This is a genomic window from Coprococcus sp. RTP21428st1_C9_RTP21428_210409 (genome assembly GCF_040227395.1).
Lineage (GTDB): Bacteria > Bacillota > Clostridia > Lachnospirales > Lachnospiraceae > Coprococcus > Coprococcus aceti.
In genome coordinates, this window is record NZ_JBEHVV010000044.1 from 1 (window position 1) to 23,382 (window position 23,382).

At 46.2% G+C, this 23,382-nt stretch carries 27 protein-coding genes and 1 pseudogene; 1 reads left to right on the forward strand and 27 read right to left on the reverse strand.

Going from position 1 to position 23,382, the window contains the following annotated elements; genetic code table 11:
- Positions 1 to 87: 87 nt before the first annotated feature.
- The 7 genes from ABUA34_RS09300 to ABUA34_RS09330 form a co-directional block, all read right to left on the reverse strand.
- Positions 88 to 1,737 (reverse strand): recombinase family protein, encoded by a 1,650-nt coding sequence (locus ABUA34_RS09300; protein ID WP_129873162.1) that lies wholly within the window; start codon positions 1,735 to 1,737, stop codon positions 88 to 90.
- A 72-nt stretch (positions 1,738 to 1,809) separates the two neighbouring features.
- Positions 1,810 to 1,977: a hypothetical protein gene (locus ABUA34_RS09305; protein WP_173014769.1), complete on the reverse strand. Its 168-nt coding sequence runs from the start codon at positions 1,975 to 1,977 to the stop codon at positions 1,810 to 1,812.
- 267 nt (positions 1,978 to 2,244) lie between these two features.
- Positions 2,245 to 3,603, reverse strand: a complete 1,359-nt coding sequence (locus tag ABUA34_RS09310; RefSeq protein ID WP_129873165.1) for a virulence-associated E family protein — start codon at positions 3,601 to 3,603, stop codon at positions 2,245 to 2,247.
- Complete coding sequence (locus tag ABUA34_RS09315; protein ID WP_129873167.1) at positions 3,563 to 4,249, reverse strand: CHC2 zinc finger domain-containing protein; 687 nt, start codon at positions 4,247 to 4,249, stop codon at positions 3,563 to 3,565. The genes ABUA34_RS09310 and ABUA34_RS09315 overlap by 41 nt, the downstream gene beginning before the upstream one ends.
- 15 nt (positions 4,250 to 4,264) lie before the next feature.
- Positions 4,265 to 5,509, reverse strand: coding sequence for a plasmid recombination protein (locus tag ABUA34_RS09320; protein ID WP_129873169.1), 1,245 nt, complete (start codon positions 5,507 to 5,509; stop codon positions 4,265 to 4,267).
- A gap of 473 nt (positions 5,510 to 5,982) precedes the next feature.
- On the reverse strand, positions 5,983 to 6,288 hold the full coding sequence (locus ABUA34_RS09325) for a hypothetical protein (protein ID WP_015544885.1): 306 nt from the start codon (positions 6,286 to 6,288) through the stop codon (positions 5,983 to 5,985).
- Entirely contained in the window at positions 6,272 to 6,751 is a 480-nt protein-coding gene (locus ABUA34_RS09330; protein WP_242856453.1) for a hypothetical protein, read from the reverse strand. The genes ABUA34_RS09325 and ABUA34_RS09330 overlap by 17 nt, the downstream gene beginning before the upstream one ends.
- A 176-nt stretch (positions 6,752 to 6,927) precedes the next feature.
- Here ABUA34_RS09330 and ABUA34_RS09335 point away from each other — a divergent pair, with 176 nt between their 5' ends.
- Positions 6,928 to 7,776: a helix-turn-helix domain-containing protein gene (locus tag ABUA34_RS09335; protein WP_129873171.1), complete on the forward strand. Its 849-nt coding sequence runs from the start codon at positions 6,928 to 6,930 to the stop codon at positions 7,774 to 7,776.
- 121 nt (positions 7,777 to 7,897) lie between these two features.
- On the opposite strand, the gene ABUA34_RS09340 is transcribed toward ABUA34_RS09335, so the two are convergent.
- From ABUA34_RS09340 to ABUA34_RS09435, 20 genes and pseudogenes are all read right to left on the reverse strand, one after another.
- Complete coding sequence (locus tag ABUA34_RS09340) at positions 7,898 to 8,179, reverse strand: DUF6809 family protein (protein WP_129873173.1); 282 nt, start codon at positions 8,177 to 8,179, stop codon at positions 7,898 to 7,900.
- Between the two features lie 13 nt (positions 8,180 to 8,192).
- A complete protein-coding gene (locus ABUA34_RS09345; protein WP_129873175.1) occupies positions 8,193 to 8,570 on the reverse strand; it encodes a TnpV protein in 378 nt (125 codons plus the stop codon).
- A gap of 97 nt (positions 8,571 to 8,667) precedes the next feature.
- Positions 8,668 to 9,249 (reverse strand): annotated as a pseudogene (locus ABUA34_RS09350) (VirD4-like conjugal transfer protein, CD1115 family); the annotation flags it as partial.
- 147 nt (positions 9,250 to 9,396) lie between these two features.
- Positions 9,397 to 9,870, reverse strand: a complete 474-nt coding sequence (locus ABUA34_RS09355; protein WP_004853614.1) for a hypothetical protein — start codon at positions 9,868 to 9,870, stop codon at positions 9,397 to 9,399.
- Positions 9,871 to 9,955: 85 nt separating this feature from the next.
- Positions 9,956 to 10,120 (reverse strand): transposon-encoded TnpW family protein, encoded by a 165-nt coding sequence (locus tag ABUA34_RS09360; protein WP_004853612.1) that lies wholly within the window; start codon positions 10,118 to 10,120, stop codon positions 9,956 to 9,958.
- Positions 10,121 to 10,386: 266 nt separating this feature from the next.
- On the reverse strand, positions 10,387 to 11,673 hold the full coding sequence (locus ABUA34_RS09365; RefSeq protein ID WP_502880208.1) for a virulence-associated E family protein: 1,287 nt from the start codon (positions 11,671 to 11,673) through the stop codon (positions 10,387 to 10,389).
- Positions 11,627 to 12,262, reverse strand: coding sequence for a CHC2 zinc finger domain-containing protein (locus ABUA34_RS09370; protein WP_004853608.1), 636 nt, complete (start codon positions 12,260 to 12,262; stop codon positions 11,627 to 11,629). The genes ABUA34_RS09365 and ABUA34_RS09370 overlap by 47 nt, the downstream gene beginning before the upstream one ends.
- Before the next feature lie 2 nt (positions 12,263 to 12,264).
- On the reverse strand, positions 12,265 to 13,494 hold the full coding sequence (locus ABUA34_RS09375) for a plasmid recombination protein (RefSeq protein WP_004853606.1): 1,230 nt from the start codon (positions 13,492 to 13,494) through the stop codon (positions 12,265 to 12,267).
- On the reverse strand, positions 13,491 to 13,703 hold the full coding sequence (locus ABUA34_RS09380; protein ID WP_004853604.1) for a hypothetical protein: 213 nt from the start codon (positions 13,701 to 13,703) through the stop codon (positions 13,491 to 13,493). The genes ABUA34_RS09375 and ABUA34_RS09380 overlap by 4 nt, the downstream gene beginning before the upstream one ends.
- 111 nt (positions 13,704 to 13,814) lie before the next feature.
- Positions 13,815 to 15,677 (reverse strand): recombinase family protein, encoded by a 1,863-nt coding sequence (locus ABUA34_RS09385; RefSeq protein ID WP_012744311.1) that lies wholly within the window; start codon positions 15,675 to 15,677, stop codon positions 13,815 to 13,817.
- An 85-nt stretch (positions 15,678 to 15,762) separates the two neighbouring features.
- A complete protein-coding gene (locus tag ABUA34_RS09390; protein ID WP_349823209.1) occupies positions 15,763 to 16,932 on the reverse strand; it encodes a type IV secretory system conjugative DNA transfer family protein in 1,170 nt (389 codons plus the stop codon).
- 9 nt (positions 16,933 to 16,941) lie between these two features.
- Complete coding sequence (locus ABUA34_RS09395; RefSeq protein WP_008402188.1) at positions 16,942 to 17,721, reverse strand: hypothetical protein; 780 nt, start codon at positions 17,719 to 17,721, stop codon at positions 16,942 to 16,944.
- Between the two features lie 263 nt (positions 17,722 to 17,984).
- The gene (locus tag ABUA34_RS09400; protein ID WP_196020336.1) at positions 17,985 to 18,641 is read right to left on the reverse strand and encodes a hypothetical protein; all 657 of its coding nucleotides are present in this window, start codon (positions 18,639 to 18,641) and stop codon (positions 17,985 to 17,987) included.
- A 186-nt stretch (positions 18,642 to 18,827) separates the two neighbouring features.
- Positions 18,828 to 19,379: a hypothetical protein gene (locus ABUA34_RS09405; RefSeq protein ID WP_349823210.1), complete on the reverse strand. Its 552-nt coding sequence runs from the start codon at positions 19,377 to 19,379 to the stop codon at positions 18,828 to 18,830.
- Between the two features lie 119 nt (positions 19,380 to 19,498).
- Positions 19,499 to 19,819, reverse strand: a complete 321-nt coding sequence (locus ABUA34_RS09410; RefSeq protein ID WP_117904549.1) for a hypothetical protein — start codon at positions 19,817 to 19,819, stop codon at positions 19,499 to 19,501.
- 19 nt (positions 19,820 to 19,838) lie between these two features.
- Positions 19,839 to 20,192, reverse strand: coding sequence for a hypothetical protein (locus ABUA34_RS09415; protein WP_117904546.1), 354 nt, complete (start codon positions 20,190 to 20,192; stop codon positions 19,839 to 19,841).
- A gap of 28 nt (positions 20,193 to 20,220) precedes the next feature.
- On the reverse strand, positions 20,221 to 20,529 hold the full coding sequence (locus ABUA34_RS09420; protein WP_117904545.1) for a hypothetical protein: 309 nt from the start codon (positions 20,527 to 20,529) through the stop codon (positions 20,221 to 20,223).
- 1 nt (position 20,530) lies between these two features.
- Positions 20,531 to 22,012, reverse strand: a complete 1,482-nt coding sequence (locus ABUA34_RS09425; protein ID WP_181979834.1) for a tetratricopeptide repeat protein — start codon at positions 22,010 to 22,012, stop codon at positions 20,531 to 20,533.
- Between the two features lie 38 nt (positions 22,013 to 22,050).
- On the reverse strand, positions 22,051 to 22,728 hold the full coding sequence (locus ABUA34_RS09430; RefSeq protein WP_117904541.1) for a PoNe immunity protein domain-containing protein: 678 nt from the start codon (positions 22,726 to 22,728) through the stop codon (positions 22,051 to 22,053).
- A gap of 43 nt (positions 22,729 to 22,771) precedes the next feature.
- The coding region (locus ABUA34_RS09435; RefSeq protein WP_349823211.1) for a polymorphic toxin-type HINT domain-containing protein at positions 22,772 to 23,382 on the reverse strand (611 nt) is incomplete at its 5' end.

A 23,382-nucleotide genomic window follows, 5' to 3' on the forward strand; every position in this document is an offset into this window, starting at 1 on the left:
GAGTAAACCCAATCAATATAATGCTGCCGGACGACGGCAAAATAAAAGCCCCATCCCTCAATGGTTGTGAGAGATGGGGCAAACTATTTACGCTGCAATCTCCGGGATTTCCCCGACAAAGTTATACACGATCCTGACTTCCTGCACCTTCTGGCCGTCCACCTTCTTAACCTCGCCGATCAGGATTTTACTGATAAGCCGGTTCAGCACTGCCTCATCCAGTTCCTCGATGGTGGCATAGCGCCGGATTTCCTTGATGAAGGTGCGGACTTCACTCTCCTGGGTATCCGCCCGGCTCTGCATCATTGCCAGGTCATGCAGGCGCTTCTGGTTGGATTCCTGCTCTTGTTCCAGCGCCGCCGTCAGCTTCACAAACCGCTGCTCGGTCAGGATGCCTTTTGCCTTATCGGTATACAGGCTCAGAAACATCCTGTCAATTTCCTGATTCCGGGCTTCCAGCCGCTGGCGTTCTTTCTCCGTCTGAGAAGCGTCCACCAGATACCGGCGCTCCATTCGGCGGCTGAGCCGCTGGTAGAACGCATCGGCGTCCTTCATGGCCTGCGCCGCCAGTTCCTGTATATCCTTCAGCACCAGATTGTACAAACCCCTTGCCTCGATTTTGTGGCTGGAGCAGACCTTGCAGCCCATGCGGTTGTAAGTCTGGCAGATATAGTACGCCTTGTCAATCGGTTCCCGCATCTTGCCGGTGAAGCGGTTCTTTCCGGTTCGGCCCACCTTCTCATACCGCACCTGCATGGACTTCCCGCAGGTGGCACAGTAGACAAGGCCGTGGAACAGGTTGTAGAAGGGGCAGGAATTACCCTGAATGGTCGGCCTGCGGTCAATCAGTTCCTGCACCTGTTCCCATTCCTCCGGCGTCACAATCGCCTCATGGCAGCCCTCAATCACTTCCCACTGGTCACGGGGGATAATGTCATAGGTGTTGGAGCGGATGCCCTTCTGGTGCGTCCGAAAGACCAGATGTGCGCCTTTATAGAAGGGATTCCGCAGGATATGGCTGATTCTCGCCCCGCCCCAGGAATAATAGTTGGCGTCAAACTCCGTGTTGGCCTTGACATGGGTGATGGGGATTTTTTCTTCCATCAGCCGTTTGGAAATCCTCATGCAGCCCAGCCCGTCCAAGGCATAGTCATAGATTTTGCGGATGATCGGCGCTGTCTCCGGGTCAATAATGAGATGCCCTTTGTCCTCTGGGTCACGCATCAGGCCGAAGGGCGGCGTCCCTCCGCAGAATTTTCCCTGCCGGGAGCGGGTGGTAATGCCCGCCAGCACCTTTTTGGAAATATCCCGGCTGTACATATCGTTCAGGATATTCTTAAAAGGCGTAATGTCCATCTCCTGACGGGTCAGGCTGTCCACGCCGTCCGTGATGGCGATATAGCGCACATTGTGTTTGGGGAAAAAGATTTCGATATAGCTGCCAGCTTCGATATAATTCCTGCCGAGTCTGGATAGGTCTTTGGTGACCACGCAGCCGATTTTCCCCGCCTCAATGTCAGCGATCATGCGCTGGAACGAGGGACGATTGAAGTTGCGGCCCGTATAGCCGTCATCCACATAATACTCATACTGGAACATCCCATGCTTTTCTGCGAAATCCCGGAGCATGAGTTTCTGGTTGCTGATGCTCATACTCTCATTGTCGCCGCCGTCATCCAGAGAGATTCGGCAGTAGAGAGCGGTGATTTTCTCATAGACTTGTTTTTTCCTGCTCATAGCGTTCTCCTTCTATGAACAGGGACACGATACCATTATAGTACCATGTCCCTGTCCCTGAATCAACCGTTTTTACGCAGCTTTTTCTGCCATTTCCCGCTGATGCCGCCATTCCTCGAAGTGTTCGCAGGTCTGGCGCTCAATGAGCTGCTCAAAGACTTCCCGCATGGACTTCTCCCCGGAGAACTCCCGCACCACCACAAAACGGACTTTATTCTTCTGATTTTTGCTTTTTTCCATAGGCTACCTCCATAGAGAGACAGGCCGGACGGCAGCACCGGCAACGAAGTCCGGCAACGAACCTCTGAAAACCTGTAAACTACCGTCTGGCCTGTAAATCTTACTTTGTGAATTTTCTTGAAAAATCTCGTTGCTTTCGTTGCCGGAGATAAAGATAATGATTAAAATATCCCTTATTTACTGGTTTTTCCCGCATCCAGACAGGGAAATCCCCGGCAACGAACCCGGCAACCAAGCGGCAACCATCCCGGCAACTGACCGCCATTTTCAGGCGATCCACTCCTTCGGAAGTTCCAACTGGAGGCATTCTTCCTCGCTCAGTTCCACAAATCCATCTTCGTTGCCGGGCAGTTCGTTGCCGGAAACGTCCCGTTCCCAGCCCTTCTGCCTGCCATATCCGGCAAACATCCTCGGATTGGAGAACGGCTTCCAGCCCGTCACCACCGTGTTCATGATCTCGTTGATATTGTGAAGCTGCCACCGCTTCGGCTCGTCATAGGTGTGGCCCAGCGCCTCCTTGAAAAGCTGTTTGGAGCAGACCATGCTGCCGGTGTAGTGTTCCAGAAAGCCCTGTATCTGCCCGGCCTCCGTGTCCTCCGGCATGAAATCCTTCTGCACCTCCACAAGCTGCCGCTGGATGGACTTGTTGAATTTCATGGAATAGTGGCCGCTGCGGTAAATCGTCATGGCCTCCGCCCAGACCTGCAACAGGTAGGCTCTGGAAGCGTCCTCGTCCTCCAAAATGTGAACCTCCGCATTCTCCGGGTAAATCATGATGGGAAGGAAACGCCGGTTCCCGGCCCGGTCAAGGGGCAGGAAGTCCAGCGTGTTGGAAGAACCGCCGAACACACACTGCCGCAGCCGGTCTTTGGGCTGGGCCTCATAGGGTGTGCGGTAAGTTTCCTTCTGGCGGCTGATAAATGAACGGATTTCCTCAATGCTTTTGGCGCTGCTGGTAGCCAGCATCTCCGACATCTCGATGATCCAGTGTCCTTGCAGCTTCAAAAACACCCTGTCATCGTCCAGCTTTTTCAGGTCATCGGAGAACCACTCGTCCCGGATCGCCAGCAGGCGGAAGAAGCTGGACTTGCCAGCCCCTTGTCCGCCCACCAGACAGAGCATTTCCTCGTATTTGGAGCCGGGGGAAAACACCCGCCGGATGGCCCCCAGCAGGAAGTGCTTCAGCATTTCCTCCACATAGTCGCTGACTTCTGCACCTAAGAAGTGATGGAGACAGGAGCGGATGCGGGGCGTCCCGTCCCACACAAGGCCGTTTAATACATCCTGTATGGGATGGTAGCAGTTCTCATTCGCCACGATGGACAGGGCCGCCGTCATTTTCTTCTCGCTGGTCAGGCCGTAGTTCTGCTCAAAATAGAGAAGTAGATACTTCACATCCGTATCCGTCAGGGCGCTGGTGTTCCTGCGCCAGCCCAAATTCCGCACGATGTCTACCCGGTCAGTCAGGAGGTTCAGCCGTATGGCGTCCCGCAGCAGCGGGTCATGGCAGAACACCGTCCGGCAGTTGCCGATGGTGTTGGCGGGCTGGCCCTTCTCCGTGACAGAGAGGCTTTCCCGCACTTCGTCAACGCTCTGTTCCGGCGCTAAGGCTTCGGCTGCGCTCATGGCGGCCTGCCGGGTGGCTGGCGGTAAACTCTGATATTCGCTGCTCAATCTTCCTCACCTCTTTTCCGTATTCAGCGACCACGCAGGCCCGTTCCTCCATACCGCCGGACAGCAGAATATCCAACAGATACTCCGTATACGGTTTCTTTTGCAGTGCCTCCACAAACAGCGGGTTCCATGCTTCCTCCGGCGTATGCGGGGCATATTCCTTCTCCCAGCGTTCCAGCAGGTGCAGGTAATCGCACAGCACCCGGAAACATTTCTGCTCCGCCTGCCGGTAGCGCAGTTCTTCGCTGATTTTCCGTTTGACCGGCCTCCTGCGGGGCGGGTCATGGCCTTTGGCGTCAAAGCTGACCGAGAAATCTTCCGCCAGCTTCAAGGCCGCCTCTTTTTTGTTCAGCCCGAACAGACGGGCGGTAAAATCAATCACATCCCCGTCCGCCTGACAGCCGAAGCAGTGGAACCGGCGGTCAACCTTCATGCTGGGATGTTTGTCATCATGGAAGGGACAGCAGACCATGCCGTTCCTGCCGACCTGTATCCCGTAAAACTCCGCAGCCTGCCTTGTGGGGACAGCCTGCTTCACCGCTTCAAACACATTCGATTTTCTCACCTCCAGACAAAGAAAAAGGCACCCGGTTTCCACAGAAAATCAGATGCCTCATAACTCCATATCGTGTTTCTTTTTCGGGGCGATCCGCCCCTCCCGTTCCCAACGCTCCCGGTTATCCCGGTCTGCGTTGATCTTTGCCTTTGCCAGCATATCCATAATGGATTCTTTGGCTTTCTTTTTGACCTGCTCCTTTCCGGCCTGCTTGACCTCCGGCTGCATCAGCGTCCGCTGGATTTTCGCCAGAGCAGTCTGCATGACATTTTTAATCTTGTTAATGACCCCATCCAGACGGGCGGCGGCGTACTCACGCTCCTTCTTTGGAGCCTTGCGCTCCGGCGAAAGCACCCATTTTTTCGATTCCTCCACCAGACGAATATCTTCCTTGTGCGTCTCCTGCCTGACGGTATCAGTCACGACCTCCACCGCCTTGTCATAGGCCGCATCGGAAACATCATCTAACAGTGTCTCCACGTCCTCAATTTTGAGCGTCAGTTCTTCCAGCTTCTGCTCCTGCGCCGCCAGTTGCTCCTTCTGTTTCATCAGGATATAATCCTGCTTTTCCAGATACTCCCTCCCACCGTAGGACGGCTCCTGATCCAGATGCAGCCCATGCCGTCTGGCGATGTCAAACAGGAGCGTCCGGCAGACCGCATCAAAGGTCTGCTTGCGGTTGTTGTTCCGGCCTTTGGGCTTCTCCGGGTTTGGGAGAGGGATGCCCAGTTCTTCCAGCGCCTTTTCCTGCTGGGGGCACAGCTCCCCGTAGCGGTTCTCACAGTCAAAGACGTGCCGCTCATGGATGTGGGGCGTCCCCTCGTCCAGATGGAGCGCCCAGTCTAAGATGTGGATATGGGAACCGAAGCGGCGCTCAAATTCCTCATAAAATTCATTGACGATGGAAAAGAGCGTATCCGGCGGGACGGATTCTCCCATCGTGCCGATCTGGTAGATGCTTTCCTCCGGGCAGGTCTTGTTGTTTTTCAGCAAGTCCTCCACGCTGCGGTTGCGCTCCGTGTGCCGGGTTTTCTCATTCCGGGCGTTCTGGGCCTCCACATGGCCGCCGTAATGCTCATAGTAGTACATCCGCTCAATTTCCTCAAAGCTGAAATCCGACTGCTCCGGGTTCTCCCGGAACTCATGGGTGGTAAAGCCCCGGTAGCAGTCCCAGTAGACATTTTGCCTTGCCCGTTCTGCGTCAATGTGTTCGCTGTTCTCCACATCAAACCGGCGGTCATTGTGGCGGGGATTATAGGTGCCATGCTTGCCGGAGCGTCCATTGTGTCGTGTCAGTTTCAAACAGATTTCCTCCTTCCTGCGAAGATGCTGCGGGGCCGGGAAGGGGCGGCGAAGCCGCAAATCCTGCGAATTTTGCGTCAGGTAATACCCAGTACGAGTTGACGCAGGCATCAACTCTCCCTGGGCAAGGCGTTTCACCCTTGACCCGATGGGGCGGCTGCCCTCAACCCGCCAAGGCACTTCGTCCTTGACCCGATAATGGCTGCCGCCCTTAACCCGCCAATGGGCGTTGCCCCTTGACCCCAGCAGTGCGCTGCCGCCCCTGCACCCCGGCACAAAGGGCTGGCTGCCCTCTGTACTCCCGCACCGGCGAAGCTGGCTTCCACCGCAGGAGCGGCGTTTGCCAGTTTCACCGGCTCCGTATCCGCACATTTGCGCCCATAGGCGGGGAGTGGATACGGAATACGCCTGCGGGGATTGCCAGTCAAAACAGCGGGTGCAGACCCGGCATTTTGACCGTAATCGCCCCGATTTCAAGCGATTTTTTCTTCCGCTCCCACCACCTGAAAGCCATGCTCCTTTGCGTACTCCCTTGCGGCGGCTTTCCGTTCCTCGCTGTACGGCGGCACCAGCCGGATCGACAGCCGGGACTTGTCCAGCACATAGGTCACGCTGCCCTCCGGCGTGCTGCGCTCCAACCGGCACAGCAGCGGGTATTTCCGGCTGAAATCAGCCAGCCTGCGCTTCAAGCTGGCGTTGAAGGTGTAGATGCTGGCAAGGTTCTCCGCCTCGTTCCAGTTGATGATAGTTTCTTTCTCATACTTAGACAGCTTCCTCATACAGATCCTCCTCATAATCAGTGTAAGATTTCAGCACACGCAGGCTGCGCTTGAGACGGCGGTACTCGTCCATCTCCATCCGCAGATGGTGGTAAAAATCCTCGTACCAGCTTTCGCCCACCTCCGTCTCCACCTTCCGGGCCAGCCCCAGCATCCGGCGTTTGGCCTCCGGGTCAACCGTCAGGGCCGTCAGCCATTTCAGCCGTGTCACCGTATTGTGGTGGCTGGGACAGCCGTAAGCGTAGAGAATCTTCTTTTCTTTCATACTCAGTGTCATAATGATTTCCTCCATTTCTTTGCTGCGGAGCCATACGCCCCGCATGATAAACTTGTTTCCTGTCCGCCGGTCTGCCTGCAAGCCGCTCCTGCCCGGAATTTCTCCCGGCGTATCGGCCTCTTTGGTGCGCTCGATTTCTGTCCTGGCGTCACTTCCCCGGAGGCCATACCCCTTGCAGCCGGTCATTCGATTTTCAAGGTTCTGTGCCTGTCTGCAAGAACCAGTTTACCGAAAAAAGAGGCCCTTTCCCGTATATCCAAAACGTCGGAAAAACGCTTGAAATCCGCATATTTCCACGCTTATGGAATCGTGCTATAATGGGTGTAATCACTGAAAAACGATAACGAGAGAGGGGGCTTTGGATGTACGCAAAGCTGACAATCCCGGAGCGGCTCAAAGACCTGCGGGTGGTGGACAAGCACCTGACGCTGGAACAACTGGCGGAGCAGACCGGCCTGTCTAAATCCGCGCTGGGAAAATACGAAACCGATGACTACAAGGACATCAGCCCGTTTGCGATTGCAACGCTGGCGGACTTTTACGGTGTGTCCACCGACTATCTGATGGGGCTGACGGAAAATAAAAATCACCCAAACACAGAACTTCAATCTCTGCATCTGAGTGATGATATGGTGGAACTTTTGAGCAGCGGCAAAATCAACAACCGGCTTCTCTGCGAACTGGCTACCCACCCGAATTTCCGGCGGCTGATGATAGATATGGAAATCTGTATCGACCAGATCGCCAATATGCGGGTGGAGCAGATGAATCTGGTGTTGGAGGCCACCCGGCAGACCGTCATGAGCAAATATGCGCCCGGAGAAGATGACCTCTATATGCGGACGCTGGAACTGGGGCAGGTGCAGGAAAGCGATTTTTACAGCCACGTCATGCACGATGATCTGGACAGCATCGTCCGGGACATCCGGGAGGCACACCGCAAGGACAAGACTACCGCCGACCCGCAGCCCACGCTGGATGATGTGAAGGAAAAATTTGAGCAGGCCATAGGACAGGGCAGCGATACAGAAATGCTGATCCACGAGTTCTGCGATAAGTTGCAGATACCCTTTGAGAAGATTTCCTCGGAGGACTTCTCGGCATTCCTGCGGATACTGAGCCTGTCCAAGCAGCTCAAAAGCCCCAACAATATGAGAGGAAAGGCCAGCCCCATCCCGCCCAACCGCAAGGCCAGACGTAAGCGGAAGTAAAATTTCCATATCCGGGAGCGGCAAAAAAGCCATCCGCCGGTTGATTGGCAAATGGCTTTTATGAAGCAGTATTCTGTTGTGGTGGTTGTTCCCAGTTTGGGAACAGCCACTATTGAAGATGCTATTCTTTGTTTTTCTGCGACATCTGCGCATGGGCTTCCTGCTGGACAAGCAGCCCCGCCGAAAAGCCGTATTTGAAGTGGCTTTCGTTTTCCTCACATTGAGCGATTGCCACCTGCTCCCGCAGTTCTTCAACCAGTGCATAGTCCTCTTTGCTCAGACGCTCAGATAAAGTGTCCATCAGGGCGGCACTGGCTTTGACTGCCTGCTTGAACCTCGATGAATCAGCGACCACCGTTTCACAGGGATAAAATCTGCCGTTATACATTTCTTCCAGAATCATGCGCCCACCTCCCTCAGACAAAAATCATCTCAGACAGGATGATTTCCTCTGCCCGGCTGCGGATGCTGTTCATGCCCCCGACCCACGCAAGCTGGTCACGGGCTTTCAGTTCCTCGGTGACACCCTCTGCCTCCTGCATCTGCGAGACAATACACGCCAGCCGGTCAGCGGCCTGTTCGTTCAGGTCAGCAAGATATGTCCAGAGTTTTTCCGACAGAAGCAGTGCATTGTACTGGCCGGGCCGGTGTTCTTGCAGAAACGCCTTGTGCATCCGGCCCCACCGCCCAATGGGGCGGCTTTCCTCCGGCAGCTCCAGATCGGGGATGTAGTAGTCTCCCACCAGCGTGTAGCTGATGCCGTTTTGATGGATTTTCTTTGGTAAATGCTCCATATTCGACCTCCTGTATTCAGTTTTTTCAGAATCCAGTTGATCGTGTCCCTGTTCATGATAAATTCAAGGCAACTGAACTCTTCACGAACAAGTATGGCATATCCCGCCCAAGTTTCTGATAGTTCAGACCATAGGACTGAGATGTTCCTCTGGTATCAGAGGTGTTGTACGTGTCAATCGTTTCCTTACCCAGCACTTCCGACAGATCTTTTAATGTTGACTTCTCCTTGCCACCTAAAAACAGAAATGTATCGCAGTTACCCTCGATCGTCTCTGCGTTATCCTTATAAATTGACTTTAACTGTGCCTTAGACTGTAGGATAATGGATGCCGATATCTCTCTGCTTCGTATGGTTGCAATCAGCTTGTCAAACTTCGGAATCTGTCCGATGTTTGCGAACTCGTCCAGGATACACCGCACATGTACCGGGAGCTTTCCATGGTATTCATCGTCTGCAATCGTGCAGAGCAGATTGAAAAGCTGTGTGTACATGATTGATACCAAAAAATTAAGGGAATCATCTGTATCCGAAATAATGACAAACAGTGCTGTCTTTCTTCTACCGATGTCCCCTAAGTCGAGTTCATCATATGCTGTTATCTCCCTGACTTCCTTGATGTCAAATAGTGCAAGTCTCGCACCACAGGAAACCAGAATACTCTTGGCTGTCTTACCTGAAACAAAATGTCAAAGACTTTTTAGTACCCATACATTTCATTGCATGAAAAAAGCCACTGTAGATTTCTCCACAATGGCTATAAAGTCATTTTTATTCACTTTTGATTTTCGGCAACCTCATGCCCAAACTGGAATAGGTTTGACACTTTAATCGGGACTGAACTCCTTATCGGTAATGACATAATGAAATTCATCTGCACCAAAGGTATCTTTGTCCAGATCTGTAATAGTAAATGTAGTTCCATCAAATTTCATATAGCCGCTGGTGCCGTCAACAACAACGCCATCTTTTACAATGTCCAGATAAACAATTCTATCGATGCTATTCAACTCATAGGCCTGCCAACCGTCCACACCCTGAAAATAGGCTGTAACATTGGCAAACGGTTCATCGTTTTCCTTCTTGCAGACAAGATAACTGGCACTGTCCTCCGATACCCAGGTGGCAGTCATTCCCCAAGGACCTTCCGTTGATACATATCTCCCAAATTTATGGTCGTTGGTACGGTTAATTATGAGTCCTACAAAAGAACCAACAACGAGTACAAGAATAAGCACAACGACACCAACAATGATTTTTACATTCTTCCTCATGATAAATTCACCCTTCCATAAATTCATCTGTTAAGAATATTCTTATTTTTCGCTCTTATTGAACATACTAATTATACCACAATATATGCAAGTTTTCCATATGCTTTTCTACCTATGCCGTATGCTGATTTGCCCTAACATCATTCTCAATCAGCCTCTTTATCTTGTCCTTCATGCTTTCTTCGGCATCCTCATTGAAATGCACTCTCACAACATACATTGTGCCACCTATCTGCTTTCTGAGTGCTACCGGTGTGTGTGATTTTCTATTCTCCATTTGTGTTCTCCTTTATGTCTGCCTGGTAAGGAAGAGCCTCTTTCAGCTGACAACCGGAAGCTGACAACCGACCTCTAAAAACTCTCAATTCCTTTTATTTATAGTTACTTTTCCTAAATTTACTTTTTCTCAAATATTCCGTTGCTTTCGTTGTCAGAACTATATATATCCCTTAAAAACATAGTAAATATAAGGTTTTATAGAACATAGAACCGACAACGGGGTTGGCAACGGGATAGACAACCAGCCGACAACCTATCAGGCATTTATCTCTCCATCCACTCCGGTGGCAATGATAACTGCTCCATCTGCTCCTTGGTTATCGGTTGAAAATCCTGACCTCTGTTGTCAGGCTTCTCCCATCCTTTCTGCCTGCGGTATGGTTCAGGAAAATGTCTTGGATTACTAAAGGCAATCCAATTACTGCAGTTATTCATAATGTCATTAATCTCACGAATTTCCCATTGTGCCGGATTTCCGTCATTTCCCAATGCCTCAGAATATAACTGCCTTGAACATACCATGCTTCCCTCGTAATGCTCCAAATAGTCAAGAATCAGCTCTTTCTTGGTATCTTCCTGCATAAACTGCTTCTGATACTCACAAAGCTCTTTTTCCATCTCTTTCGGAAGCCTCAGCTGGCATTTGCCACTCCTGTAGATTTCCATAGCCTCTGCCCACATCTGGTCGATATATTCCCTTGATGTCTTTTCATCATCGAGTATATGAGTTTCCGCCTCTTCCATATTGCAAAGAATAGGCAGAAATCTTCGGTTTCCCGACCTGTCCATAGGCAGGAAATCCAGCGAATTTGATGAACCGGCAAACACGCACTGCCTCTTGTGGTCTTTGGGATGCCTGTCGTATGGGGTCTTGTAAGTGTCTTTCTGTCTGCTCATAAAGGACTTGGTATCTTCCACATTCTTGGCATTGAGAATTGCCACCATTTCAGGGAACTCTATAATCAGATGCCCCTGTATTTTTTGGTATACATTATCATCATCCATTTTCTTCAAGTCATCCGTAAACCAGTCATCTTCCATGGCAAGGAAACGCAGAAAAGTGGATTTACCGGCTCCCTGACCACCTACCAGGCAGAGCATTACTTCAAACTTGATGCCCGGGCATGAAATTCTTGCTATCGTCCCTATCATAAAAAGCTTCATTACCTCATAGGTGTACTCACTGACCTCTGCCCCTAAGAAGTGATGCAGTGCATAGCGTATCCTCTCCCAGCCATCCCATGTTATGGAATTGATGCGGTCAAGAACCGGATGGTATCTGTTTTCATTTGCCACGACCTTTATCACATCCTCAATCCGCTTTTCGTTGGATAATCCATAATGCTTTTCAAGGTAGACAACAAGGAATTTCAAATCAACATCCGTCAGGCTGTCGCTTTCACGATACCATCCCAAATCCCTTGTAATGTCGATTTTATCCGTAAACATGTTCAGACGGAATGCACCCTGCAGATTAGGGTCATTCATCAAAATCAGACGATAGTTACCGACTGTTTTCCTGACTTCTCCCTTTTCTGTGCTCTCCAGCATCGCCCTGACTTCTCCGATACTCTTCAATTCTTCCTGCAATCGACTTCACCCCCTTTCCAATGTCAGAAACAACAGAAGCTCTGTCAGGGATATCCTTTTCAAGGAGAGTATCAAGCTGATATTCCACTTTACTGATATTCTGCAGAGCTTCTACAAAGCAGGGATGCCATTCCTCATCCATGCTCTTCGGTGCATATTCTGTTTTCCATTTCCTTAACAGATGATAATAGTCTGACAGAACACAAAAACACTGCTTCTGCTCTTCATCCAGTATCTGCTCCGGTGTTTTCTTTGGTGCCATCTTTTTCGGTGGTGCCCGGTTGGTTGCGTCATAATTCAGTCCAAAGTCAGATGCAATCTTCATTGCAGCTTCCTTTGGTGCAAGCCCGAAATATTTTGCCACAAAATCTATCGCATCTCCGGTATCTCCACAGCCGAAACAATAGTATCTCTTATCAATCTTCATGCTGGGAGTCTTGTCTTTATGAAACGGACAACAAGCCAGCCCACTCCGGTTGATTTTGATGCCATACTGCATAGCCACCTGCCTTGCAGTGACATTTTCTTTCACTACTGCAAATACATTCATGCTTATCCCAATTCCTCTCCCCTTGCTTTTTTGTGTGCTGGTGTTTCTGCCACCTTTGCTCTCTGCTCCTCTACAAGCTTCCTGTTTGCCTCAAGAAGGGCACGGACTGACTTCCTTGCATGTTCCTTTACCTCAGACTTCTTTTGCTCCTTTATGCGTGGATTTTGCAATGTTTCCATTACTTTCCCGGCTACTTTCTGTGCCATGCCCCTGAGCCTGTTTTCCAAATTATCAAGACACCTTCCGACAAAATCCCGCTTGTCCTTTGGTGTCTTTCTCTCATCCGAGGTCAGCCACTTTTTATATCTGCGAAGCTCCTCAATATCTTCCGCCCTGGTCTGCTCTGCCATTGTATCAGATACTGCCTCACACGCTTTTTCATAGGCATCCTCAGCTACCTGTTCCACAAAATTCTCCATATCCAAAACTCTCATGGTAATCTCATCCAGAACTGCCTGCTTCTCTGCAATTCGCTTTTTCTGATTTTCAATTATAAAGTCCTGCTTTTCAAGATAGCCTGCACCACCATAAACCGGCTCACACTCCACCTGCACTCCGTTTCTCTGTGCTATCTCCAAAAACAATTTTCTGCATTCTGCATCAAAGTTCATTTTCCGGTTATTGTATTTCCCTTTCTTTTTTGCTGGGTCAGGCAGTTCAAAGCCAAGCTCTTCCAGTGCCTTATCCTGCTGGGGACATAATTCTCCATATTTGTTTTTTGCGTCAAATACATGCCTCTCATGAATATGCGGGGTTGCCTCATCCAGGTGCAGTGCCCAGTCCAATATATGAATGTGGGAGCCATATCTTTTATTGAACTCGTCAAAGAACTCTGCTGATACCTTAGCTAGCACATCCGGTGTAACCGCATGGTCTATATTGCCAAGCTGTATCACGCTTTCTTCCGGGCAGGTCTTATTGTTTTTCAGTACATCATCAATCGTTCTGTTTCTCTCCGGATGCCTTGCCTGCTCATTCCTCTCATTCTGTGCATCCACAAAATCTGAATAATGCTCATAGTAATAGGCACGCTCAATTTCTGTAAAATTAAACTGCCTCTCTTGGGAACTGCCCGCAAAACTGTAACCCTGATAGCAGTCCCAGTAAACATTCTGCTTTGTTCTTTCCGAATCAATATGTTCACTGTGCTCCACATCAAAATCCCTGTCATTATGCTTTACATCATAGACTCCATGCTTTCCACTTCTGCCATTATGCCTTGAAGCTTTCATTGTCTTTTCTCTCCTCTCCACTGTTTTGTTTTTTTGATGGCGGAGCCGATAAACCCTTGCGTTTGCGGCAAGTAATACCCAGTACTTATTGTCGCTACGACAATAAACTGGGCAGGGCTTCTGCCCTTGACCTGATGAAGGCTCTGCCTCTCAACTCCGACAAAGGTTGCACCTCTGTACTCTGCTCCGAAGGAGTTGAAATCTGTCATCCCACAGGACGGATAACACAGTTCAACTTCTCCGGTTGCCCTGCATTTCCTGCGGAAATTTGAGCATGAAAAAAGCACCCAAGACTTCTCTCAAGTGCTTTCTGCGAAATCCTATTCAGGCATTCCAATCGTCGGTTCCAATGCAAGACTGCCTGCCGTTGCATAGACTCCGTTCTCCCTGTCCTGCCTGCGGATTTCTTCTTTCATTGCCTGCATTTTTGCACGCTTTTCATTTTTTACACGCTCTTCATATTTCCTCTGCCATCCACTTTCTTTTCTTCGTAAATACTGCTGATGTCTCCTGTCCTTGATTCTGTTAATCCGGTCAATCTCAGCCTGCTCTTCAGCAGTAGGTTCTGTCATCATTGCCGGTGGAACATACCGACCAACAAAATTGAAATAGATTTCAATCTCCTGCGTGGTTTGGATGCTCCCCTTTCTGTCTCTTTCATGCACCAGCACCTTATCAACAAATTCATTTACCATTGCCGGTGTCAGTTCCTCGAACTTCTCATATTTATCAATCAGTGCAATAAACTTGCCGGCAGAATTTCTGCTTTTCTCATATTCTGTGAGCTTCGCTTCCAGCTCCTTAATCTCTGCATCCAGCTCCGCTTTTTCCCTGGCATACTGCTTATCAAGAACCTCATATCTGCTGTCCGGTAGTTTGCCGAGAATATTGTCCTCATAAATACGGCAGATTAGCTTCTCCAGCTCCTCACAGCGATTTCCAGCCACTGCGATTCTTGCCCTGACCTTTTTTACCTCTGCATCCTCCTGTGTTGACTGTGCCATTGTTATGGTGTCTATGAACTCGCTCCGGTCATACTTTGCATATTCAAAGATTGCCCTGAGTGTGTCTCCTATCAGTTCCAGCACCACTGACTCGTTAATCCTGTGCTGTGTCTTGCACAATGTTCCGCAAGGTACCTTGGTATAAGCAGAACAGGTATACTGGGCAATCCTCTTTCCATTGCTTGTCCGGTGCACATACATTTTTGCACCACAGTCAGCACAATACATAAGACCGGTAAGAACATGATGCTCTCCCCATCCGTCCGGGTATCTCCTTACATTTTCCCGTAATTTCTGCACTGTATCAAAGGTCTGCTGGTCAATAATCGGCTCCTGCGTATTCTCAAATATTACCCAGTTGTCCTCTGATACATAATGGCTCTTTTTATCCTTAAAATGCTTCTGTGTTTTAAAATTGACCGTGTGACCTAAGTATTCCCTTTTCTTCAATATCCCGACTACTGTAGAAGAACCCCATCCATAAGGGTCTTTCACTTTCTTGTTTCTGTTATTCCCCTGCCCGAAGCGTGCCATATGCACTGCCGGTATTTCCACTTTTTTCTCCTGCAGAAGTTTTGCTATCTGATAAGGACCCAGCCCATCAATAGTCCATTTGAATATCAGCCTCACAATTTCGGCAGCTTCTTCATCCACAATCCAATGGTTTCCGTCATTTTCATCTTTCAGGTATCCGTATGGTGTAACACTTGCCACATGCTTTCCGGATTTTCCCTTGGATTTGAATGTGGATTTTATCTTTTTGCTGATATCCTTGGCATACATTTCATTCATAACATCCCTGAATACAAGGAAATCGTCATCTCCATTGTAACTGTCATGATTATCGTTAATTGCAATCAGACGAACTCCCTTTTTGCGAAAGAACTCCCGGAGCTGACCTACCACAAGATAATCCCGCCCTAACCGGCTCATATCCTTTAGAATAATGGTTTCCACTTCTCCATCTTCCACAAGCTGTATCATAGCCTTAAAGGATGGTCTGTCAAAGGTTGTGCCGGATATACCATCATCAGTGAAGTGCCTGAACCTGGTCCACCCTTTTTCTCTGCAATAATCTTCCAGCAGCTTCTTTTGATTTGATATACTGTACGACTCCCCAAGGTTCTCATCCTCTCGGCTTAATCGTTCATATAATACAATTATTTTCTCACTACTCATGTTCTGCTCCTTTCCTCTGTATTTGAGCCAAAAGTAATAAGCTCAAAGAGAATCTTTAATCTGTTAAGGTACTAAAAAGTCTCTTTCATCTTATTACACCTGCCGCAAGTTTATATTTATGATACTGTCGTACTGCAAAAGAATCCGGATCAGCTTCTATGCCCTCTTCATCATTACCAAATTCTATGTCTTTGAACATAAGGTCAATGGCATTCTCAAAGTCCTCATCCTCTTCTCTTGTCTCCGACGCATCTATCATGGCTAAAAGTGAGACAAAATTTCTCTCACTCTTCTTACAGTATTTCACAATGTACGCCACATACGCTGTGAACAGTAACCTCTCGGCTTTCACCCAGAAATCTTCTCCGCTCTGTGCGCCCTCCCCCTTTGTATTTGCAATCAGCGTATTCACAAATTTGAGCACATCCTGCTCCGTATGAATATATGCAAATGGGTTATAGTGCATGGACTTTGCGAAATTGATTGTGTTGAATACCTTTATCTTATATGGTGTCCTCTTATAGATCACCTTGCCGGATTTGGTCTTTAAGACCTGTCCGTTCTTGCCGACCTTCGGTACTTTGTTACCCTTGTCGTCAAGCTCCCATGCCCCTCTTGCAAGCATGGTACCAACTTCTTCAAGTACAGTTCCCTTGGGATCAGTCACTACATATGAACACTGCATTTGCATAAGTGACGGTTTCACAAATCCTCTTGTTTTTCCTGCTCCGGAACCTCCGACAATCAGGATATTTTTGTTTCTGTCGTACTTTGGGTGTTCCGGTCTCGTCATTCTGAGCCACTCTGTCGCAGTCAGCGGAATGTTGTTCCACTTAACCGGGTCTGTATATGGTTCAAAATCCTTATCCATTCCCCACTTGGCAGAGCCATATTCCTCTCTCGGACGGAACTGCTTGGCATTCTTCTTTCTGGAGTTCATGAAGAGCTTGAATGCCACACCTGCGCCAATACCACAGATAAGCGGTGTCAGCTTAAACGATGGTGCAAAATAAGGCTTGACCTGGAATATCAGTGAAAATGCTTTAACACACTTATCCAGCATATCGCCGCCATCTACTGATACCACCGCCTGTACATACTTATTTATCACATAAAATATGATTACAAACGGGATTCCATCAATCGCTATCTTATTCGCATTCAGCTTTCCATTCTTGTAATATGGTTTCAGTATTTTCTTGGGTAATGCCTTCAGGTCATCGAGTACGGCACCGCCAATATTCTTCTTTCCCATAAGCACCACCTACAAACTTGTATCCCGGCTCTTTTTCTTCGTTTTTTCACGCTGCCGGTTCTTGTCTTTCTGTTTCTTCTGTGACTGCTCCTTCTTGTCCTTGATTCTCTCCGTAAGCGACTTATCCTTCTTCGGATTATGTTTTCTCGCCGCTTCCTTGATTTCCTCCTTTGCATTTGGTGTGATACTTCCGGATTCCAAAACTTCATTCTTGTGATCCTTGATCTCAAATCTCGTAGAGAATCTTGACAGTGTTTCCACATCATCCATATTTATCTCACCATTATTTACAAAGTCAGCCGACATAACCTCCTTGCCCTTATCATCGTAAAGTACAAGTGTCTTGGTCATTTCCTTCTGCTCCTCAAGTACCTGTTCGGAAGCCATCTTCAGTAATGCTGCCATCTGGTCTATGCTTTTCACTTCACAGAATGCAGTATGCGTGATGGAACCATCTGCCCTCGTTACCTTTTTCATATCCACCGGAATATGACTTTTCTTACAGGCTTTCTCTAAAAGCTCCGCTGTTCTCTCATCATTCACATCAATATGCGTGACATCTTTGCCCTCTCTGTTGAATCCCTTTAATGAGCCATGCGTTTCCTTATAATTCGACATTACCTTATCGACAACCTTGCCGAGCAATGTCTCCTTCTGTTCCTCGCTCATACCAGGATTCTGCTGTTCAGACCGCTTGCACGCATCTGCAATGGCAGTAATCAGATCTACGCTGACAGTCACAATCGCCTTTCCTGTCTGGAACGACTCCTGCGTCAATTCATCGACCATTGTTCTGTCCTCCCGATATTATTTTCTCTATGCTTCCTGTCCTGTGTGGGTGGTCTTACCCACGGAATACCATTTTTGCTATACATCAGGTATCCTCCTTCTTTTTTATTTGAACTTCTGGACAATTTGTCCAAAAGCTGCTCTCTTGTTCTTTGTCCATGAAAGGACAAAAAAAGAGCATTCATGCTTTTACACATAAATGCTCTGACGCTGTTTTATTATAAAATTGTCTTATCTGTTGTTCCCTACAAACTGGAAGTTGTTTATCCAAAATGAAATGGAATAACCATATCAAGTAAAACTGCAAGAACTATACTAATCGTTCCCATTAGCGCAGAACTCCTCAATGTGTCTCTCCTCAAAACAATAAGTCCAATAATAAAGACTATCACTTCCAAAACAGATTTTGCATTAAAATACCAGCATCCATATACAAAGCACATATTGAACAATACTGCCAAAATCAGTGCTGATAGTATAAATGCCAGTTTGCTTTTCTCCTTTGCATACCAACAGACAAAAGCCAATAATGGAGAAACAGCTGTAAATCCAAACCAAATCATCGCATAACTTCTTGGGAAAAATCCTGCAATATAGTTTGAATACAAATAGTAGCTTGCAACCATACCAACAAAGAATACAAAAACATTGATGCTTGCTCTTATTGCAGAATTGCTATAAATAGAAATACACAGTGCAATCAATATCCAGATTGCAAAACGCCCAAGAAAATTACCAATATCTAAGACTCCATTTATTGCCATAAGCACACCTGGAAGTTCAGTTTGACGAAAATCCAGATATTTTGAGAAAGTTCCCAAAGCTATTCCGAGAAACAATATCGCTATGGTATTTATAAGTTTTCTATTATTGGATATTGGATTTTCTGCATTCCTTATATCATTCAAAAAATTTATCATAATTACCCTCACAAATCCCGATTTAGTAAATCGTGATTTGGTATCGTTACATCCTATACTACCGAACACCAAAAGAATCCGTCCACAACAGCATATATCCACTACTAAAGGCAACCGCCTGAGAAGCTAAATCCGTGACAGAGGCACTGTAAAACGGAATCTGATCGCTTTTAAGAATTTCGATTTTTATCTCCTTCTTGCAGTATTTCGTACCAACACCTCATACACTCCAAGCAATATACACCCGGCGACATAGCACAGGATATCTTTCCAATCAAATACAGAACCGACCAAAACACTTAAGAATTTTTCGTAGTTTTCTTTCCATTCGGTTTTCTTCTTAGTGTTCGTTGCTCCTTGTATTTTCCCTATGGGCATGACTGTTGGCATTATCCTTACAGCACCGCCTCGCTGATCTGACATTCCTTTAATGTGGATCTTACTAGGCGGAGTAAAACTCGAATAAGAAACAACCACCTTACGCATCTTATCTAATAATCCCTGTGGAAAAGAAACTTTCTTTGGAGCGACAATATCACATTGTGGGACATCAATTTTGGGAATTGGGTTAATACCACTGAACTTTGGCTTTCTATACTGATAATCAGCACCCTCGATTCTCTCAAGCTGTCCGACAAAAGCCATCCTCTCTTTATATAGTAGTAATTCTTTGTTATATACTTCTTTCTCAGAATCACTTAGTAAAGCAAGTTCTGCATCGGTTAACTCTCTAAACATATATTGCCACCTCCTAATAAAAAGTACAGCCTCAGCCAAATAATAGCACCGAGGCTGTACGCAATCCAACCAACTATTTTTTATAGTGCGAAGGTACATTATACACTTATGTAGGTGGGTTAATTGCCACCATTGCCTCCACCATTTCCTCTGATGCTATTCGCAAGCTGAGCATCAACATCATCAAAATTCTGCGCATTCGCCTTGAGAAGTTCTGAAAGGCCCTTAACTGCACCAGGAATATCCTTAGTTACAAGACCTTCAATATTAGTCTCAAAAAATTCAACTAAAGCATCCTTAGCGTCGCCTTCCATTGCCTCGATAGCAGCTTTAAAGGCGGCAACAAATGTCGTTGCTGCTTCTCCATACTGGGTTGAATAGTTCAAAAGATTTGTTACGCTCGTATCCATTGACGCTTTTACTACTCTACAACCTGCCATATTAGTATCCTCCTATAAATTACTTGTTATTTTCCGTTCCGAGTTGCTCATCAACGCCTTCAGTATCTGGTATAGCAGATTTGATACTCTTGCAAATTGATTCAAGCATCTCAAGCGCACCTTTGAGACTTGAACCTGTTGCAGGTTCAATATTGTTTGTGTAAAAGTTAACGAAGCCTTTCGATGCTGAACCAGTGAAATCACTCGCTGTAAGGGTTTCAACCTCTTTCTTTACAGTACCATAGAGACCATCAGAACCATTACCGTCAGCAGCACCAAAAGCGGTGGTACGGTATGCCTGAATGGCCTTGATTGCTTCATCCATCATCTCAGGTGTGATATTCACTGTTCCTGTTTTGCCCATGCCTGCCATAGTTAATTCCTCCTAAATATCGTTTTATTCATTCGTTCAGTTCCTCGAACTTAACGAATATATCCTTATAGTATCCTGTGCCTATTATAGTATTTAGCGTATCAGAAATATGCTGAATAACTGCACTCATATCCTCAATCGGCTGCAGAAGAACATTTTTAGCTGTAAACTGAATTTCATCTCCTGCCGAAGTATCCAATGCACTTGTTACATCTTCGTACATTTTTTCAAGCTTGGTTTTAAGATTAGCAGCTTGCTGTTTCAGCGATGCCATATCATCGGACGCCGTTTTAAATGCTGTATCATCAAGTACAATGTCATGAAAAAGAAATGCCATATTACTTACCTCCGTTCTTAGCTTCGTTCAGCTCTTCCATAAGAGGTTTCTGTAATTCTTCCTTGAGATACTTGCACTTTTCTTCTGCTTCATCAAACTGCTTAGTATCGATTAAACATCTCACTCGAAGCATCATTGCATTGATGTCTGTAGGATCTTTCAGTATATTATTTCTCAGCTTTTTAATAACTGAACCATACTGATCCTGCCAACCATCCAAGTTAAGATCTCGCATTGCTCTCGCTTCCGTGTACCAGCCGAGTTCAATCATTGAAGGCTCTTGACTCTTTTGTAACTCTAAAGCATAGTACATTATCTTACGATTGTCTTCAAGTAACGTATACGCACCAATGTACATACGATTGATTCTGTCTCTATCCTCAGCAGAAATATCAAACGCCTCGTCAGTGAGCTTGTATTCGTCGTTGTCTGCTTTAGATTCCTCAGTCGGAGTGATATATGTACCGCTTTTCCTCATCGCTTCCAGTTGTTCAACACTCAATTGTTCATAGCGATAAAGATTGGCATTCATCTCATTTAAAATCGAGTTTGGATCTAACTGTTGAGGTGTATACTCTCCAAACAGAACGCCGTTGTTATAAGAGAACACAGGCTTTTCCGCTGCAACTAAGCACTCTATGACTTTATCAGCATCTTCAAGCTGAAGATAGAGATCGGCGGCAGTTAAATAGCACTCGACAACATCAGAAATACTCGGTTTCTCTTTTTTCAGGAAATGCTTAATATAAGCTAACGCTTTCTCAAAATGAATCGTGTCGCCATCTTGTTCATGCTTAACAAGTTCGTAATTCACCATATCCCCGCAAAGAGCGAAAGGGAAGGAGGGGAGGTTCATTCGAGCATAACGCAATTCCTTAAACGCATCGTCTATACGTCCAGCCTGTTTGAGCAAAATGTAAGCAGCTTGATAGCCGGAATAGTCAGATGGTGCAAGCAGCTTCATCTGATTAGCAGTCTGCAAGCCATTTGTAATCTCATCAAGAAGCCCATAGATAACCGCCTTGCGTTTCAGTATATCCATGTCTGCCGGAATGATAAGCTCCGACTTTTTCAAATTGATGAGAGCATCATCAAGCTTTCCAAACTCCTGATTTACAATTCCAAGGATATGATACATCTGTCCTGCGGCATCTTCATTCAGCCCAAGCTCATCTGCTTTAGCAAAATTCTGCATGGCTTCAGCAATCTTATTTACGCTTGCCTGTGCATAGCCGAGGCTGAAAAAGCGATTTCCATTGTTCGGATCGCAGTTTACAGCTTTTTGGTAATACTCAATTGCATCCTCATATCTACCAAGTGACATACATACATTAGCTGCACACTGATAAGCATCTGCACAGTTTTCATCAAGCTTAATTGCTTCTTTTGCGAGTGTAAAAGCTTCTTGGAACTGACCATTAATAAACGCCACTTTTGAATTAGATATAAACTCAATGAGTCTTTCATTTTGTATATCTGACATTTTATCACTCCATTCTCTTCTGGACTGTTTACGAATCATTATACGAAATGAACCATATCATATGGATAATATTGCTCATTTTTCAAATCGTCATCTATAAAACCAAGTCTTTTTGCAATAGCACCAGCTTCAAAACACCAATATCCATAATACTGATATTTATTCACCAGTTCATGTGTACCATACCAAGCACTATCTACAGAGCCTTTATACCATCCTCTCAAATATTTTAGAAAAGCATCTCTATCTTCATCGTTAATGCTTTTTACTAACTTTTTGTATGGACGAGGAAAGGATATTTTCGATGTATCAAACTCACTTTTATTTCCAATGAGGATAAAATCTAATAATGAATCATATGTTTCAGATTTCCTCAATTTATTTTTTATTATATTCAACTTACCATCGTCCAAATTCAGAAGATATGCTAAAGAAGCAAAAATAATATTGCTCTCGTATACTGAATCATCCCACGCTTCACCAAACAAATCTAAAGAAGATTCAAATTCTTTTTTTATTTCTTCAATTGAATCACCTTTTGAATACTTAGCGATTATTATCCCGATTTTTTTTTGTAAAATGTAATCTTTTACAAAAAGTATCTTGTCATTTAAGTATTTTCCAGCAGCAATACCCTCTTCAAATCTTTTGATTCCTTCTGACATTTTCAAAATATACTCATCAAAATACTCTTTTGATTTAATTGTATCTCGCATAATATTCTCCTTAATATCAAAAATTCTTGATGTAAATAATTGTCTACTTTAATGACTTAACACTAGTTGTAACATTTACTAAACCGTTATCGTTACTTACATTTACTCTGAACAATTCCTTAACAGTATCACCAGTTGCAAGTCCTTCGATTATGTCATCTGGGTCATCGACTATTTTTCCTATATTATTTTTTATCCATTTATCACCCATTTGCGGACCGCTCTTTTTGGTGTTACCTAACTGCGAAGAACCATACTTTGCCTCTGCTATGATAAATTTAGGATCTCCATTTGGATCCTTATTCTTATATACGCCATCTATACCATGATGAATTTTATCGTCCAGTGATTCAACACCATTATGCATTTTCTCAAATCCCTTGCTGTCATAGTGTTCATCCATCTTCATTTCACCATAGTTGCCTTTTTGTTTTTTTGTTTCCAGTTCTATTTCACCAGATTCGACTTTCTTTACACAGTCATTGTTATGAACCCAAATCTTGCAATTGCCAACAAAGTATGTATGGTAATCCTCAACTTTGAAGTTATAAACAGTTATAGGCTTCTCGCACTGCTCAATATCATGTGTTTCAACGATAAGATCTTTACCGTCAACACTTATGAGTTTATCACCTACGAAAAGACCTTCTGCCT

Coding starts and splice junctions, on each gene's coding strand:
- ABUA34_RS09300 (WP_129873162.1), bottom strand. CDS start 1,737: ATGAGCAGGAAAAAACAAGTCTATGAGAAAATCACCGCTCTCTACTGC.
- ABUA34_RS09305 (WP_173014769.1), bottom strand. CDS start 1,977: ATGGAAAAAAGCAAAAATCAGAAGAATAAAGTCCGTTTTGTGGTGGTG.
- ABUA34_RS09310 (WP_129873165.1), bottom strand. CDS start 3,603: ATGAGCGCAGCCGAAGCCTTAGCGCCGGAACAGAGCGTTGACGAAGTG.
- ABUA34_RS09325 (WP_015544885.1), bottom strand. CDS start 6,288: ATGAGGAAGCTGTCTAAGTATGAGAAAGAAACTATCATCAACTGGAAC.
- ABUA34_RS09330 (WP_242856453.1), bottom strand. CDS start 6,751: ATGACCGGCTGCAAGGGGTATGGCCTCCGGGGAAGTGACGCCAGGACA.
- ABUA34_RS09335 (WP_129873171.1), top strand. CDS start 6,928: ATGTACGCAAAGCTGACAATCCCGGAGCGGCTCAAAGACCTGCGGGTG.
- ABUA34_RS09340 (WP_129873173.1), bottom strand. CDS start 8,179: ATGATTCTGGAAGAAATGTATAACGGCAGATTTTATCCCTGTGAAACG.
- ABUA34_RS09345 (WP_129873175.1), bottom strand. CDS start 8,570: ATGGAGCATTTACCAAAGAAAATCCATCAAAACGGCATCAGCTACACG.
- ABUA34_RS09355 (WP_004853614.1), bottom strand. CDS start 9,870: ATGAATTTATGGAAGGGTGAATTTATCATGAGGAAGAATGTAAAAATC.
- ABUA34_RS09360 (WP_004853612.1), bottom strand. CDS start 10,120: ATGGAGAATAGAAAATCACACACACCGGTAGCACTCAGAAAGCAGATA.
- ABUA34_RS09365 (WP_502880208.1), bottom strand. CDS start 11,673: ATGCTGGAGAGCACAGAAAAGGGAGAAGTCAGGAAAACAGTCGGTAAC.
- ABUA34_RS09370 (WP_004853608.1), bottom strand. CDS start 12,262: ATGAATGTATTTGCAGTAGTGAAAGAAAATGTCACTGCAAGGCAGGTG.
- ABUA34_RS09375 (WP_004853606.1), bottom strand. CDS start 13,494: ATGAAAGCTTCAAGGCATAATGGCAGAAGTGGAAAGCATGGAGTCTAT.
- ABUA34_RS09380 (WP_004853604.1), bottom strand. CDS start 13,703: ATGACAGATTTCAACTCCTTCGGAGCAGAGTACAGAGGTGCAACCTTT.
- ABUA34_RS09385 (WP_012744311.1), bottom strand. CDS start 15,677: ATGAGTAGTGAGAAAATAATTGTATTATATGAACGATTAAGCCGAGAG.
- ABUA34_RS09390 (WP_349823209.1), bottom strand. CDS start 16,932: ATGGGAAAGAAGAATATTGGCGGTGCCGTACTCGATGACCTGAAGGCA.
- ABUA34_RS09395 (WP_008402188.1), bottom strand. CDS start 17,721: ATGGTCGATGAATTGACGCAGGAGTCGTTCCAGACAGGAAAGGCGATT.
- ABUA34_RS09400 (WP_196020336.1), bottom strand. CDS start 18,641: ATGATAAATTTTTTGAATGATATAAGGAATGCAGAAAATCCAATATCC.
- ABUA34_RS09405 (WP_349823210.1), bottom strand. CDS start 19,379: ATGTTTAGAGAGTTAACCGATGCAGAACTTGCTTTACTAAGTGATTCT.
- ABUA34_RS09410 (WP_117904549.1), bottom strand. CDS start 19,819: ATGGCAGGTTGTAGAGTAGTAAAAGCGTCAATGGATACGAGCGTAACA.
- ABUA34_RS09415 (WP_117904546.1), bottom strand. CDS start 20,192: ATGGCAGGCATGGGCAAAACAGGAACAGTGAATATCACACCTGAGATG.
- ABUA34_RS09420 (WP_117904545.1), bottom strand. CDS start 20,529: ATGGCATTTCTTTTTCATGACATTGTACTTGATGATACAGCATTTAAA.
- ABUA34_RS09425 (WP_181979834.1), bottom strand. CDS start 22,012: ATGTCAGATATACAAAATGAAAGACTCATTGAGTTTATATCTAATTCA.
- ABUA34_RS09430 (WP_117904541.1), bottom strand. CDS start 22,728: ATGCGAGATACAATTAAATCAAAAGAGTATTTTGATGAGTATATTTTG.